The sequence below is a fragment of the Paenibacillus sp. PvR133 genome, from assembly GCF_017833155.1.
GTDB lineage: Bacteria > Bacillota > Bacilli > Paenibacillales > Paenibacillaceae > Paenibacillus > Paenibacillus polymyxa_B.
This window is the reverse complement of record NZ_JAFIBS010000001.1, coordinates 2,203,387-2,218,496: the sequence shown is the minus strand read 5'-3', so window position 1 is coordinate 2,218,496 and position 15,110 is coordinate 2,203,387. Positions and strand designations below refer to the sequence as shown.

The following is a 15,110-nucleotide window of genomic DNA, read 5'->3' as shown; positions in this document are numbered from 1 at the left end:
GAGGTTCTTTGTACATTTAATCTTAATATTAGAACACCAGCTTATCGGGATGCGTGCCTACACGCTCATCAAGATGAAGACCATTGATTCGTTCAATATCCTCAGCCGTCAATTCAAAGTCGAATAAATCAGCATTTTCGCGAATACGATGCGCGGTTACAGATTTGGGAATCGTCACAATCCCCCGATCCAGATGCCAACGCAAAATAACCTGCGAAGAGGTTTTACCGTATTTGGCAGCAATCTCAACGATGTCCGCTTGCTCGGTTAATTTCCCCTTCATCAGCGGACTCCACGATTCAAGCTGAATCTGGTGCTCCCGGCAGTATTGATGCAACTCTTGTTGAGTCAGACGAGGGTGAAGCTCCACTTGGTTGATGACAGGAACCATGTTGCTGTCTTTGAGGAGGTCTTCGAGATGGTGAACTTGGAAGTTACTAACTCCGATAGCGCGTACGCTTCCTTCTTCATACAGTCGTTCGAATGCCTTCCAGGTTTCCTTGTACTTATCCTTGCCAGGCCAATGAATGAGATACAGATCAATGATATCCAGACCTAGCCGCTTACGGCTTTCCTCAAAGGCACGCAGTGTTGAATCGTAGCCCTGATCCTGATTCCATAACTTGGTGGTTACAAACAGATTTTCTCTAGGCGTCCCACTATCACGAATGGCTTGTCCAACCAGTTCCTCGTTACCGTAGATCGCCGCTGTATCAACGTGACGGTAACCGACCTCAATAGCTGTTTTGACCGCTTCGTAGACCTCATTGCCTTCCGCCTTGTAAGTACCGAAACCGAGCCAAGGCATCTGAACTCCGTTATTCAGTACAGTTGTATCCGCAATGTTCCCCATGTCTATTCCTCCTGTTCCTGATTATGAATTATTCAACGGGATGATTACAGTTTAGTTGCATCCTGAAAAGCATTCACTTGAAGTGGAGCAGCCAACAATTCTTTAGCCGCGGCAACAAATGCCTGGAAATGGGCAGAATTATTATGGAAATCTACAGCAGCAGCATCTTTCCACTCTTCAACCATCGTAAATGCGTTGGGATCATTCAGATCCTGCATTAACGTGTAACGTACATTACCTTCTTCAGCTTGAGATGCGCTGATCAGCCCTTGGGTTTGTTGCAGAAAAGTCTCTCTTTTTTCAGGTAAAACTTTCATATCGGCATGAATAATAATCATATTATGTTCCTCCTCGTATTATGTAACTATTTCTATTATAGACCATTCTTTCGACAGAATAAAAGTGCGGGCGTTTCTGTAATACAGTAAAATAGATCGTATGGGGGAGAAGATCAGCTGATCCGTTCCTCCTATATTTTGTTTAACGGCGGTGAAGGCATGTGCGTTTTCAGACAAAGCTAATGGTATTTATATCTCTTTTAGTACTGGTAGTTACCGGGCTGTTGGGATTATCCTTTCGATATATGATCACCTCCGCTCTATATGATGAAATCGGAGAAAGGGCGCTCACCGTCGCCAATACCCTCGCCGTAGATGCGCAGGTCAGAGACGCTCTGGAGCAGACTGAGACGACGCAATTGCGTTCGCGTATCAACGAGGTCATAAAGCCTGTCCAAGCCAGCAGCGGCGCTGATTTTATTACTATTGCTGATCGTCATCTCATCCGGCAGTGGCATGTAAACCCGGAGCGCATCGGCACGCCTATGATAGACCCCATGAATGATAAGGTACTGCAAGGGCAGTCCTTTATCACTGAATCGACGGGTTCTCTCGGACCGTCAATACGCGCCAAAACAGCCGTTTATGATACGCAAGGTAAGGCCATCGGGCTCGTCTCTGTAGGTTTTTTAATGACAGATGTGCAGCAAAATATTCGTACATACACATATGCATGGCTCTGGTTTATGGTGGGCGCGCTGATGATCGGCATATTGGGAAGCCTGGTTATAGCGCAACGGGTTCGACGCGCACTGCATGGACTGGAGCCAGTGGAGATCGGACGGCTGTACCAGGAAAAGCAAGCCATTATTGAGTCCATCGGCGAAGGAATTATCGCGGTTAATAGTAACGGACAAATCACACTTGCCAATCCACAGGCAGCTCGCTTGATCGGACTCCCCGCGGAAACCTCTATCTACGGATGCGACCTTCGTCACTTGACAGGTGTTCCAGATGTACTGGTTGATATGCTTGTTGCCGATTACACAGTAGAGCATTCAACGATGGGGCCAGATCAGGGACAGGACATATGGAATAAGGAAATTGAGGTCCAGCAGCGAATTGTAGTCGTCAGCCGTGTGCCGATCCAGGATCGTTCCGGTCGCATCATGGGCACAGTTGCCAGTCTGCGTGACAAGACCGAACTGCTCCACATGACACAACAGTTGACAGAGGTCAAAGATTACGCGGAAGTACTTCGATCACAAACACACGAATACGCCAATCGGCTGTATCTCATATCCGGCCTGATTCAGTTGGAGTGTTATGACGAAGCGGTGGACTTTATCACCCAGGAATCAGAGGAATATCGTGTACACAGGCCGATTGGCACAGCTCTCCTAACCGATTCAATCATCGCCAGCCTACTGATCGGTAAGAAGAAACAGGCGCTGGAAAAAGGGGTTTTACTCCATTTTGATATTAAAGGAGCATTCTCAACCCAGTCTCCTACGTTGGAGTGGTCCTTTCTCGCTTCCATAGCCGGAAACCTGCTGGACAATGCCATGGAAGCTGTTGCGATGTCCTCCATCTCTGACGGACAGGTCTGGTTCCGGCTTGAAGAAACGACTGAAGCCATCATCGTCGAAGTTGCGGATAACGGATCGGGAATTTCGGACGATATCCAAGAAAAGCTGTTTGTCAGGGGAGCTTCGACCAAAGCAGATGCAGGACATGGATATGGCCTTGCTCTCGTGCTGGAGTACACTGAACGAATGGGCGGCTCTATTGAAGTGCATGAACGGCCTGGTGGTGGAAGTATTTTTGAGGTATACATTCCTTTACATAGGACAGATATGAGTAATGATGCAAAAGGAGGTTATGCCCATGAATGAGCGGGTTTTATCGGAAATTGAGGTTCTTATTATTGAAGACGATCCGCGAATTGCGGAGATTAACCGCCGATTTATTGAAAAGGTGGATGGGTTCACCGTATGTGCAATCGCAACGAACGAATTTGAGGCAAAACTTCAACTGGACGTGCTCCGTCCTCCTCTAGTCGTGCTGGATGTTTATTTTCCTGATACGGATGGTCTAACCCTGCTATCGTTCATTAAGCAACACTATCCGGGTACAGATGTTATTATGCTGACTGCCGCCAAAGAAGCTGAAACAGTGGTACAAGCCGTTCGAGCAGGCGTGTTTGATTTTATCGTGAAGCCGCTTATATTCGAGAGATTGCGTGCGACCTTGGAGGAATATGCCCGGTTTCGGCGACAAGTTACAACATGGCAAGAGGAACAATCCACAGTGGAGCAATCGGAAATTGACAGTTTGATTCAAAGCGCGGGCACCGGTCGGATGGCGGGGAACGGAGTCGGAGAATTATGGGCCAAAGGCATCGATAAAGTAACTTGCGACAAAGTGCTAGATCTCCTGAATCGACGGGGTGAGGTGACTACAGGTACAGTGGGAATTGAGCTGGGTATGAGCCGTTCTACAGCCAGAAGGTATCTGGAGTATTTAGTGGAAAGTGGCGACGCGCACCACGATCAGGTGTACGGAACCGTCGGCAGACCGGAGCGTATCTATCGGCGACAGCGGAGGGATGCATAAACCGCCCAACTCTGATGTCCTGTTACTTCCCCCTCTTCCTATTCATAATTTTATTGAATTTAATTCACTTAATCGATCAAAACGGTTTAAATGACCACATTATTTACGTCCTCCTTCCCGATTGCTAGAATGATCAACAGTTAGTTGATTGATAATGATTATCAGTTTCTCTGATAATCATACTGGAACGGGGGATAACGTATGGCAACACCGAAACAACCACTGCGCACAGGCATGCTGCTTGCAGCGATCCTGGCACTACTGACGGTCATTATGGCGGGATGTGGAAGCCAGTCACAAGATAACAGCGCAGCAGCACCTCAAGCAACAGGCGACACTCGAATGATTAAACATGAGATGGGAGAAACCAAGGTTACAGGTACACCCAAAAGAATCGTAACCCTGGAATTCTCTTTTGTCGATGCCACAACCCAACTGGGCGTTACTCCTGTCGGCATAGCTCAGGAAAATGACGATGATATTGATGGGCTGCTCGGTAAGAAAATCAACTTCACACCAGTAGGCACGCGCAAACAGCCAAACCTGGAAACGATTAGCTCCCTAAAGCCGGATTTGATTATTGCCGATCTGAATCGTCATAAAAGCATATACAAAGAACTAAGCGAGATTGCTCCGACCATTGTTCTAAAGAGCCGCAATTCCTCCTATGAACAAAACCTGGCATCCTTCGATGTCATCGCCGATGCGTTGGGTGAGAAGGAAAAAGGCGAGCAAATTCTCGCTGCGCATAAAGCTACCATGGAAAAGTTAAAAGAAGGCATCAAAGCTGGCGAGTCACGTAGCGTATTGCTAGGGGTATTCCGCTCTGATTCACTATCGGCTCACGGTGCTTCATCCTTTGATGGACAACTGCTGGAGCAAGCGGGTATTCACAATGCCCTTCAAAATACAAGCGAGCCTACCGTCAAGCTGACGCTGGAACAGATTGCACAAGCGGATCCTGATGTGATCTTTTTGGTGGAAGCCGATGAGAAGCTGATTGCGGAATGGAAGCAAAACCCGCTTTGGCAAAACATTACGGCCGTCAAAAAAGGGGAAGTTTACGAAGTGAACCGGGCACTATGGACCCGGTACCGTGGACTCGGCTCAGCCGAGAAAATACTGGAGCAAGCCATTTCGCTTCTGTATCCCGCGCAAAGTAAAGGAGACGGCTCCCGTTGATCGGACAAGTCTCACGCGACCGGCTGAATAAGCCGGTCTTCTTTGCACTTATCGCTGCGTTGCTGGCTGGATTGCTGCTCAGCGTGGCGATTGGCCCAGTCAGGATGGACATCCCCACCATGCTGACTGCGCTGTTCACCGAGCATCCGTCCAAGGATCAGCTCATTGTCTTGACGGTACGCCTACCGCGTGCCGTTATTGGCCTAATCGTCGGGGCGGGGCTCGCCGTGGCTGGAGCCCTGATGCAGGCCATCACACGCAACCCGCTGGCCTCGCCGCAGGTATTCGGGGTCAGCTCAGGCGCTTCGCTGGCTGTCGTGCTGTCCGTCGTGCTGCTGCCGAATATCGGATCGTCCGGCAGCATTTATTTTGCTTTTGCCGGGGCCATCGCAGGCGGCTCCTTCGTATATGCGCTGGCCGGAACGGCGGGCATGACGCCGGTCAAGCTGGCCCTTGCCGGGATGGCCGTGCATCTGTTGCTGGCCTCCATCACCCAGGGACTGCTCGTGTTCAACGAGCAAATATCCGATGTGCTGTATTGGCTCGCCGGAGCCATCGATGGTTCCACTTGGGCCGACACGCGTCTGGTGCTGCCATGGTTCGCCGTGGGTATGATCCTCGCGCTGGCGTTGGCCCCCTCGCTCTCTGTGCTGAGCCTCGGGACGGAAGTCGCACAGGGATTGGGACAAAACGTACGTCTTGTCCGTCTACTGGCCTCGGCCTCAGTGATTATGCTGGCAGGCTCTGCCATAGCGGTAGCCGGGTCCATCGGCTTTGTAGGCCTGATGGTGCCGAATATCATCAAGATGTTTACAGGCGACAATTACAAGCGGGTCATTCCCCTGTCTGCAATCTGCGGAGCTCTGCTGCTGACATATGCAGACGTGCTTGGACGATTCATTGCATTTCCTTATGAGTCGCCCGTTGGTATTGTAACGGCGCTGGTGGGTGCGCCCTTCTTTTTATATCTGGCGCATAAGAACGGGAGGACTTCACGATGAAAAAACTGTGGATTTTACTCGCACTAATGCTGGGTGTTGCTTTTATAGCTATAGGCGTGGGCAGCACCTACATTACGCCCTCTGAGCTGATCACAGCTCTGACTGACCAGAATGCCTCTTCCTGGTTCATCGTTCACCACTATCGGCTGCCACGTGGTCTGCTGGCCATCATGGCCGGAGCTGGGCTGGCAGTAGCCGGTGTTCTGCTACAAGGCATGATCCGCAACCCGCTAGCCTCGCCAGATGTGGTAGGTGTATCCAAGGGGGCCGGCTTTGCGGCGGTTCTCGTCATCGTACTGCTACCCTCATCCCCAGTGGCGCTGTTGCCTGTAGCGGCCTTTGTCGGTGCCGGACTAGCTGCACTGTTGCTCGTACAGCTTTCGATGAAGGGAGGCATGCGTCCCAATATGCTAGCCTTGACCGGACTGGCGGTGGGCGCTATTTTTCAGGCTGCGACCGATTATATACTGGTCAAGTATCCACTCGAAGCCAGCGACACGCTCACTTGGCTAGCTGGAAGTCTGTGGGGAAAAGGCTGGGACGAAGTGTATGGGCTACTGCCGTGGTTAATCGTGTTGCTGCCTCTCGCCTATACCCTACAGCGTAAGCTCGACATTATGAGCCTAGATGAAGAAAGCTCTGCTGGGCTGGGACTTAGCGTGAAACGCGTGCGTACAGGACTGCTAGCCGTGTCAGTCGCCTTGGCTGCCTCCTGTGTTGCCGCCATCGGCTCCATCGGCTTTATCGGACTGCTGGCACCGCATCTGGCACGGCGGTTATTTGGGAATCGCCACCGCTATCTATTGCCCGGCTCGGCGATGATCGGCGCCCTGATTCTCGTCCTCGCCGATGCGTTGGGACGGGGGCTGAGGCCGCCGCTAGAAATTCCCGCTGGCATCGTGACAGCCGTCATTGGCGCGCCATATTTTCTGTATCTATTGCTGCGGGAACGCAAACAGAAAGGCAGCGGATAGGAGTAGGATAAGAAGTTGCGCAGCGCAGCTAAGCGCTGCACTATACCCTAGCGTTTAGCAGCGCTACCTGTACACCGATACGCCGATTAACTTCTTTTCTAAACGATTCATCATGTAGTAACCTCTTTTTAAAAACATTTATCATTTCAGGAAAGCTGGCATTTGTGCTAGGGTCCAAATCGTTAAAAAAGACAGCTAGCTCTGTCGAATGCCCTTCCTTATCTGTCGCATACATTGCCAGTGTCAAAACGTAAGCCGTGGAGCCTCCTTTTTGCCCAGTATGTTTCAGGAATTGCTGGTTTTCAGGAAGAACCATAAATGGTTCCTCCATGACCTCGGACAATAACTTTTGCTCAGCTTTTGTGAACCCTTGACGGCGGTTCAGCTTACTCATTAAAGAGGCATAATCGGCCGTCGTTGAAGCTATAAAACGATCCGTATTAATACGGTCATAATCCTGATCATACCAGGTCTCAATATCTGCGTTTTTCTTGTAAGAACCACTCACATCACGGCGCAGCTTGTTATGAATCACGCGGGCATATCGGCGAAACTCCGTGTCCGACATCGCCTGAATGGCTTCTTTGGCAGAAATATTATTCTTTGTATTATTCCAATTCTCACCTTGTCTCTCCTTCATCCATTCGTAGGGAATCAAAATGGAGGATACAAACGGATAAATGGGATCATGATTTTGCAGCCCCATTTTGGCTCTCGTCCGATTGATCGCATCCACCCCCAGTTTGTCCATTAAATACTCCGCATTGGCGTTGGAACTAAATTGAATCATCCCCTTGGCGACGTCTCGTACAGATACAGTTTCATTCTGTATCCGCCCTTTAGCCTCCATATTCTGTAGCCACGCCGTATGAGCACCACCATCCAAACCCGGCAAATAAAACCTTTCCAGCGAAATCAGCTTCACTCTGTCATCCGGGTTGATCTGATCCACCGCCGCTTGCTTGGCATATTCGATCGCAATGATTGTTTTGACGGTGCTCGCCAAAGGCATCATCCGGTTTTCCTCTTGGCCTGCCAGCTTTTTTTCATCTCTCAGAATCGTAATCGAAACTTTTTCTGCATTCTCCTCCACAAAATGAAGTAAACGCGTGGCAGCATCCTGTTCCTTTGTTTCACCCTCAACCTCGGCTGCAATCGCAGTTGTGGGCCGGACGGTATTCGGGGGATTAGCCACTTGATTCTGCATGAAAGATAGTAATCCTGTTGCCACTCCCATAACGATGAGCACTGTAGCCAAAATAGTTGCTACTATGATAAGGCGCTTTCGTTTCACTATAACCTCCCCCTGTATACACTTCATACACAGGTTTATTTTCCCATTTTTATATTTCAATTTCTATTTTAAACGAAAACACAGTACAAAAAGTTTCATTACGTGTCATATTTTCAAATAACATAAAAAAGAGAGCCTCCTGTACATAACACAGGCTGACTCTCTTTCATTACCCTTCGACACTTATGCTGGATAGGGTACTTCGGTTCCATTCAATATGAGGTGCATCCGAATTTCCGCTTTTAAGGAGTCGGATACTGCACAATATTTTTCCTTACCCATCTGAATCGCTTTCCATACGCGGTAATCTGGAATATCTCCATCTACGTGGAATGTCAGATCAATCGCTGTAAAGCCTGTCGGCATTTCTTCCTTGCGCGTACCTTCTGCGTCAATATCAATACGAGTAATGTCCGACAAGAAACGATCCAAAATCATTGTGATATCGATCCCCATACATCCTGCCAGACCTGCCAACAGTAGTTCCATGGGAGTCATCCCTTTACCATCACCGCCATAAGCCGCCGTAGCATCCATCCCTACAGAATAACCGGATGTTCCCTCCGAAGTAAACGCGCGTTTGCCGTGCCAAGTTGTAGATACTTTCATGTTCAAAGGCCTTCTTTCCATCTTAATAATCTATGATTTATCCTCGATCTTACTTTAAAATTCGCTGATTTGGCGTAAAAATTTCTGTGTTCTCTCATGCTGGGGAGTGTCAAAAAATGCCTGTGGCGCTGCCTCCTCCAAAATGATACCATCTGCCATAAATATAACCTTGTCTGCCACCTCGCGAGCAAATTTCATCTCATGAGTAACGACGACCATCGTCATTCCGTCTTGAGCCAACTCTCGCATAACACCCAGCACCTCCCCTACCAGCTCGGGATCAAGCGCCGATGTCGGCTCGTCGAACAGCATAATCGCCGGGTCCATCGCCAGCGCACGTGCAATGGCTACCCGCTGCTGCTGTCCACCGGACAGACGTGAAGGATGTACATCCTGCTTATCCGATAACCCCACCCGCTCCAACAACCGTTGTCCGATGGACATAGCCTTGTCGCGCGGCATTTTTTTTACTGTCAGCAGTCCTTCAATGACATTGCCGATTGCGGTTTTGTGCGGATACAGATTGAATTGCTGAAACACCATCCCCGTCTGTTTGCGAATATCACGAATGGCTGCTTGGCGGACACGAACGGGAGCCGTAGCATCTACCTCAATCCCATTCACCTCAAACTTGCCGGAAGACAGCTCTTCCAGACCGTTCAGGCAGCGCAGCAAGGTACTTTTACCTGAGCCGCTCGGGCCGAGTAATACGACGATTTCACGAGCGGCAACCTGAAAATCAATGCTTTTCAGAACCTCTACCTGTCCGAATCGTTTACCTAATCCGTTTGTTGTTATCATCATCTATCATCTCCACCTTAATAAGCTCGAGCCAGACGCTTTTCCACCCGCTCCAGTATAGCGGAGAATCCAATGCTCATAATCCAGTACATCAGGCCAATTTCGAGCAGAAACGGCATGTAGAGCAAATACTGTGCCTGTAAAAGCTGTGCCTGTCGCATCAATTCACTGACCCCGATAACCGACACCAGCGACGTTTCTTTAAGCATACCTACAAATGTATTCCCCATCGGTGCAATTGCAATGCGTACCGCCTGAGGAAGAATAATGCGCCACATCGTTTGACCGGGCGACATTCCCGTCGCATAAGCTGCCTCGGTCTGTCCCTGGGGTACGGCTAAAATAGCTCCACGGAACGTCTCCGATAAGTACGCCCCTGTATTAATACTGAGTGCCAGACAAGCAGCCGTCAGCGATCCGAATGATATGCCATAATCATCCAGTCCATAATAAATGACCGCAATCTGCACCAAAACCGGCGTCCCCCGAATGATCGATACATACATGCGCGCCAGCCATCGAACGGGTCGATTCCCCTTCAACCGGGCCACAGCAACAACCAAACCAATAATTAGGCCAAAAAACATAGAGACAATCGTAATATAAAGCGTATAATAAGCACCCTTTAATAAAAAAGGGACGTTCTCCCACATTAATTCAAGCATCGGTTATATTCCCTTCTTTCAGACGAGTGGCCCCATGTCAGCATAAAAGCCAAGACTGGAGCCAGACGCCTCTAACAGGCTTACGTTATTCTTTTGGCTCCTCGCCAAACCATTTTTTGAAAATTGTTTTGTAAGTGCCGTCTTCCTTCATTTCCTTCAAAGCCTTGTTCAAGGCTTCTTTGAGCTCAGGAGTTTTCTGGTTAATAGCTACACCCGCTTGGTCCGATTTAATCGGCTCGCCTACGGCTTTAATTTGGAACCCGTTTTTATCAATAATGGGCTTGAGAGCATACAGATTGTTAATGGTTGCGTCAATACGGCCAGAGTTTAAATCCTTTAAGGAAGTAATGACATCATCATACGTTTTAATCTCAAAATCGCCTACCTTCGGCAGTACTTCATTCCGCAGATAAGATTCATCATTCGTTCCCAAGCCGACACCAATAGTTTTGCCTTTGAAGTCCTCAAGCTTGGTAATATCATTTGTTTTGCTGTTTACGATAATGTTTACATTGTTTGTGATATAAGGCTCAGTGAAGTCAATGGCCTTCTTACGATCCTCTGTGATCGTAACCTGGCTAATCACTGCATCGAATTTTTTCTTTTGCAAACTTGGAACCAGTCCCGAGAATTCTTGTGCCGTGAACTCCGGTTTCACTCCAATCCGCTTCGCCAATTCTTTGGCGATATCCACATCAAATCCGTCCAATTCCTTGTTGTCGTTCAAAAAATTGTACGGCGGATAGGTGCCCATCATGCCTACCTTAATTACACCAGCCTTCTTGATTGCTTCGAGCTGGTTACTCGCTGCCACATTACTGCTACCCGCTCCATTACTAGTATTAGAAGCTTCTGGCTTAGTACCGCAAGCGCTCAGCACAAGGCTGAACAATGCCAGAGCCATGAGTGTAGTTACCAAGAACCCTTTTTTACGTGTTTTCATGTATCGTTCTCTCCTGTCTGGATGTAAATGATTGAGTTCTTCTATGTGATTTGGCTATATTATTTGTTGCCAACGCCCCATTCATGCGATGTTGCACATCTAGCTTTGACCTAATAGTCCATAAAACTCAAAATTAGCCGCCTCTGCTGCCAATCTTTTAGCAGTTATCTGCGTGATGTGGTCATGTGTTCCCTCTGAACCGAATAGCCAGCGTGTAATGACACCTTCGATCATACTCATGAGTAGTGCCGCCCTTAATTCGACATCCAATTCAGCAGGCAACATGTTCAGCTCGATCGCTCTTTCCATATTGCGCCGGAATGCCAGCTCCATCGCGGCCCTTGTCTCTCGGATACTCTGGCGCACCGGTTCATCGACACCGCTGCCGATCAGCAGCAAACCCATCAGATAGCGGTTCTCCAATGCAAAATCAAATAACCGAACAAACAGCGCCTCTGATGCCTTAACCATATCAGCCAGCGTTCCCGCGTCACGGCGATATCCCTGTCCGATCGCTGACAGTAGTTGTTCACGACCAGTAGCGATAATCTCCAGCGCCAGTGCCTCTTTGCTTTTAAAATACCAATAAAACGTGCCTTGGGCTACTCCCGCCTCTACCACGATATCTGAAATCTTCGTTTGATGGTAACCCTGCTCGGCGAACCGCTTCAAAGCAATGTGAAGAAGCTGTGTTCTGCGGTCTGTTTCTTCTCCCGCGTGCTCAGCAGGTTGGTCATTTGAGACGGTCTCGGACTGCTTCGCCTTCCGTGGCTGCATGGGTTCCCTCCTCCCGATTGATCAGTCAGTCAGTTTTGTATTTTTAATCCTATAGGATAAGTATACTTTTGTCAAACGAAAAAGAGAACCTCCTCAGAGGTCCTCTTTATCCTATATATTACTGCTACAGCAATGCTTTTGCCGCAATATCCGTACGGTTTTGTTTACCTTCAAAGGTAATACGATCCGCCTGTTCGTAAGCTTTGTTCCGTGCCCCGGCAATATCACGTCCCAAGCCGACCACACCTAATACACGTCCGCCGTTCGTTACCCACTCACCCTGTTCGTTGATGCCTGTTCCAGCATGGAACACAATGGCTTCGTCTACCTGTTCCAATCCGTGGATAGGTACGCCTTTGGCGTAAGCTGCAGGATAACCTCCGGATGCCAGCACCACGCACACCGCCGCTTCATCCTTCCACTCAATCTCCATCTGATCCAGCGTGCCATTTACAGCAGCGAGAAATATATCGAGCAGATCGGATTTTAAACGAGGCAGAACCACTTGAGTTTCCGGATCACCGAAACGTGCATTAAACTCAATGGTCTTCGGCTTGCCGTCCGGCGAAATCATCAATCCAGCAAATAATACACCTCGGAACGGGCGCCCTTCAGCAACCATGGCCTTGGCCGTCGGCTTAATAATCGTCTCAATAGCTTCCTCAATAATGGAATTGGCTATGTGAGGCAACGGAGAATACGTACCCATGCCACCTGTATTCGGCCCTTTGTCACCATCAAAAATTGGCTTGTGGTCTTGCGCCGCAGCCATCGGACGAACCGTTTCACCGTCGACAAAGGAGAGAATCGACATTTCCTGACCAGCCAGAAACTCCTCGATCACGACTTGTGCCCCGGCTTCACCAAACACCTTGGCCACCATAATGTCAGAGAGAGCCTTTTCCGCTTCCTCCATTGAGTACGCGACCGTTACCCCTTTGCCTGCCGCCAGTCCGTCTGCCTTGATGACGACTGGGATCGGTTGCTCCTTCAAGTATGCATGTGCTTCCTCGTAAGTATAAAACTTGCGATAGGTTGCTGTCGGAATATGATATTTATGGAGCAAATCCTTCATGAAGATTTTGCTGCCTTCAATTTCCGCTGCATTTTTACGCGGTCCGAAGACTGGAATGCCTTTCGCTTCAAAAGCATCCACAATGCCATCTGCCAGCGGATCATCGGGACCAACCACGACAAGTCCTACCTTTTTGGATTCCGCCAGCTCTGTCAGCGCGTCAAAGTCACTCACCGGAATCGGCACGCACTCCGCTAACTGTCCGATACCAGCATTGCCTGGTGCGCAATAGATTTGCCCGGCCTTGGGGCTTTTCTTCAGCGCCCACACAATTGCATGTTCGCGGCCGCCCCCTCCGATAACCAAAATATCCATTCAGGTGTTTCCTCCCGCTCCCATTAGATTGTTCAGGTGAAAATGCTGCTGCATCCTCAACTCATACAAGTTAGTGCTTGAAATGACGTACGCCTGTAAAGACCATGGCAATGCCGTATTCGTTAGCAACCTTGATGGACTCTTCGTCTTTGATGGAGCCGCCCGGCTGAATAACTGCTGTGATGCCTGCTTTAGCTGCCAACTCCAACGTATCGCCCATCGGGAAAAATGCATCGGATGCCAGTACGGCACCTTTTGCTTTGTCACCGGCCTGCTCGATAGCAATCTTGGCCGCACCGACACGGTTCATTTGTCCTGCGCCTACGCCAATGGTCATATTATCTGCCGCCAGTACGATGGCGTTGGATTTCACATGCTTAACAACTTTCCAGCTAAACAAAAGCTGTTTCAGTTCTTCCTCGGATGGTGCCCGCTCCGTTACAACTGTAAGTGCATCCGAGTCTACAGTGTGAATGTCATTTTGCTGAACTACCATGCCGCCTTCAATGGAAGTCACGACGAAACGGCTCTCTGCTTGTTCAGACCGGGAAAGCTCACCCAGATCAAGCAAACGAATATTTTTCTTTTTCGTTAAAATCTCCAATGCTTCTTTCGTAAATCCCGGTGCCAGTACAATTTCCAAAAAGATCTCACTCAGCTTATTCGCTGTATCACCATCAATAATCCGGTTAGCCGCTACGATGCCACCAAAAATCGAGGTTGGATCAGCTGCATACGCCTTGCTGTACGCTTCATAAATACTGCCGCCGATTCCCACACCGCAAGGATTCATATGCTTAACTGCTACTACTGTTGGTTCGCTGAATTCTTTAACGATTTGCAAAGCAGCATTAGCATCATTGATGTTATTGTAAGACAGCTCTTTGCCGTGAAGTTGTTTCGCTGTTGTCAGTGTACCCTTTGCCGCCAATGGCTCACGGTAAAATGCCGCCTGCTGATGCGGATTTTCGCCATAACGCAAATCCTGAATTTTTTCATAGGTTACGGTGTATCGCTCAGGCAACGGCTCGCCTGTCACATTCGACAAATAATCGGATATCAAAGCGTCGTATGACGCCGTATGACGGAAAACTTTTGCGGCCAAACGCTTACGGGTATTCAGTTCCGTATCGCCATCCTTACGGATTTCCTCCAACACAGTGCTATAGTCATCAGCATCGACCACCACACTGACAAAAGCATGATTTTTTGCCGCAGAACGCAGCATCGTTGGACCGCCGATGTCGATATTTTCAATCGCGTCCTCATAAGTTACACCGGGTTTGGCAATCGTTTCCGCAAAAGGATACAGATTCACAACGACCAGATCTATATAACCCAATCCAAGTTCTTTCATCTGACGCTGATGCTCTTCATTATCCCGAACAGCCAGCAAGCCGCTGTGTACCGCAGGGTGGAGTGTTTTAACACGTCCATCCATAATTTCAGGAAAACCCGTTACCTCTGAAATGCCGATGACGGGAATGCCCTCCTTCGACAACAAGCTGCTCGTTCCCCCTGTCGAAACGATCTCCACACCCAATTTGGACAACTCGCGGCAAAATTCCACGATCCCCCGCTTATCCGATACGCTGACGAGCGCTCTTTTAATACTCACCCTGTCTCCTCCTTTAGCTCTTTCAGAATTTTGCAAAATTCTCTTTTATCATTTTATTTCCCGAGAAATATCGGAAAATGCCTGTACAGCATCCTTGATATGACAATGA

Annotated in this window: 15 protein-coding genes; 5 read left to right on the top strand and 10 right to left on the bottom strand. The window is 48.9% G+C overall.

Annotated elements, in window-relative coordinates; genetic code table 11:
- Nucleotides 1-28 precede the first annotated feature (28 nt).
- Entirely contained in the window at nt 29-853 is an 825-nt protein-coding gene (locus JOE49_RS09895) for an aldo/keto reductase (protein ID WP_209940994.1), read from the bottom strand.
- A 44-nt stretch (nt 854-897) separates the two neighbouring features.
- Entirely contained in the window at nt 898-1,191 is a 294-nt protein-coding gene (locus JOE49_RS09890; protein ID WP_013308817.1) for a putative quinol monooxygenase, read from the bottom strand.
- Between the two features lie 161 nt (nt 1,192-1,352).
- Here JOE49_RS09890 and JOE49_RS09885 point away from each other — a divergent pair, with 161 nt between their 5' ends.
- From JOE49_RS09885 to JOE49_RS09865, 5 genes are all read left to right on the top strand, one after another.
- Entirely contained in the window at nt 1,353-3,026 is a 1,674-nt protein-coding gene (locus JOE49_RS09885; RefSeq protein ID WP_023987066.1) for an ATP-binding protein, read from the top strand.
- Nucleotides 3,019-3,747 (top strand): response regulator, encoded by a 729-nt coding sequence (locus tag JOE49_RS09880; protein ID WP_075153742.1) that lies wholly within the window; start codon nt 3,019-3,021, stop codon nt 3,745-3,747. The genes JOE49_RS09885 and JOE49_RS09880 overlap by 8 nt, the downstream gene beginning before the upstream one ends.
- A gap of 201 nt (nt 3,748-3,948) precedes the next feature.
- Nucleotides 3,949-4,929, top strand: coding sequence for an ABC transporter substrate-binding protein (locus JOE49_RS09875; protein WP_209940993.1), 981 nt, complete (start codon nt 3,949-3,951; stop codon nt 4,927-4,929).
- On the top strand, nt 4,926-5,930 hold the full coding sequence (locus tag JOE49_RS09870; protein WP_023987063.1) for a FecCD family ABC transporter permease: 1,005 nt from the start codon (nt 4,926-4,928) through the stop codon (nt 5,928-5,930). Before JOE49_RS09875 ends, JOE49_RS09870 begins: the two co-directional genes overlap by 4 nt.
- Nucleotides 5,927-6,904: a FecCD family ABC transporter permease gene (locus tag JOE49_RS09865; protein WP_053324655.1), complete on the top strand. Its 978-nt coding sequence runs from the start codon at nt 5,927-5,929 to the stop codon at nt 6,902-6,904. Before JOE49_RS09870 ends, JOE49_RS09865 begins: the two co-directional genes overlap by 4 nt.
- A gap of 40 nt (nt 6,905-6,944) precedes the next feature.
- Here JOE49_RS09865 and JOE49_RS09860 read toward each other — a convergent pair whose 3' ends face one another.
- From JOE49_RS09860 to purH, 8 genes are all read right to left on the bottom strand, one after another.
- Complete coding sequence (locus JOE49_RS09860; RefSeq protein WP_075153738.1) at nt 6,945-8,198, bottom strand: serine hydrolase; 1,254 nt, start codon at nt 8,196-8,198, stop codon at nt 6,945-6,947.
- Nucleotides 8,199-8,381: 183 nt separating this feature from the next.
- On the bottom strand, nt 8,382-8,807 hold the full coding sequence (locus JOE49_RS09855) for an OsmC family protein (RefSeq protein ID WP_209940992.1): 426 nt from the start codon (nt 8,805-8,807) through the stop codon (nt 8,382-8,384).
- A 54-nt stretch (nt 8,808-8,861) separates the two neighbouring features.
- The gene (locus JOE49_RS09850; protein WP_081366795.1) at nt 8,862-9,611 is read right to left on the bottom strand and encodes an amino acid ABC transporter ATP-binding protein; all 750 of its coding nucleotides are present in this window, start codon (nt 9,609-9,611) and stop codon (nt 8,862-8,864) included.
- 14 nt (nt 9,612-9,625) lie between these two features.
- A complete protein-coding gene (locus tag JOE49_RS09845; protein ID WP_013308808.1) occupies nt 9,626-10,273 on the bottom strand; it encodes an amino acid ABC transporter permease in 648 nt (215 codons plus the stop codon).
- A gap of 85 nt (nt 10,274-10,358) precedes the next feature.
- A complete protein-coding gene (locus tag JOE49_RS09840; protein ID WP_025723274.1) occupies nt 10,359-11,216 on the bottom strand; it encodes a substrate-binding periplasmic protein in 858 nt (285 codons plus the stop codon).
- A gap of 99 nt (nt 11,217-11,315) precedes the next feature.
- Nucleotides 11,316-11,993, bottom strand: coding sequence for a TetR/AcrR family transcriptional regulator (locus JOE49_RS09835; protein ID WP_209940991.1), 678 nt, complete (start codon nt 11,991-11,993; stop codon nt 11,316-11,318).
- A gap of 124 nt (nt 11,994-12,117) precedes the next feature.
- The gene (gene purD, locus JOE49_RS09830; protein ID WP_209940990.1) at nt 12,118-13,383 is read right to left on the bottom strand and encodes a phosphoribosylamine--glycine ligase; all 1,266 of its coding nucleotides are present in this window, start codon (nt 13,381-13,383) and stop codon (nt 12,118-12,120) included.
- Nucleotides 13,384-13,453: 70 nt separating this feature from the next.
- Nucleotides 13,454-15,001 carry a bifunctional phosphoribosylaminoimidazolecarboxamide formyltransferase/IMP cyclohydrolase gene (gene purH / locus JOE49_RS09825; RefSeq protein ID WP_209940989.1) on the bottom strand — a complete coding sequence of 516 codons (1,548 nt, stop codon included), beginning with the start codon at nt 14,999-15,001 and terminating at the stop codon, nt 13,454-13,456.
- Nucleotides 15,002-15,110 lie beyond the last annotated feature (109 nt).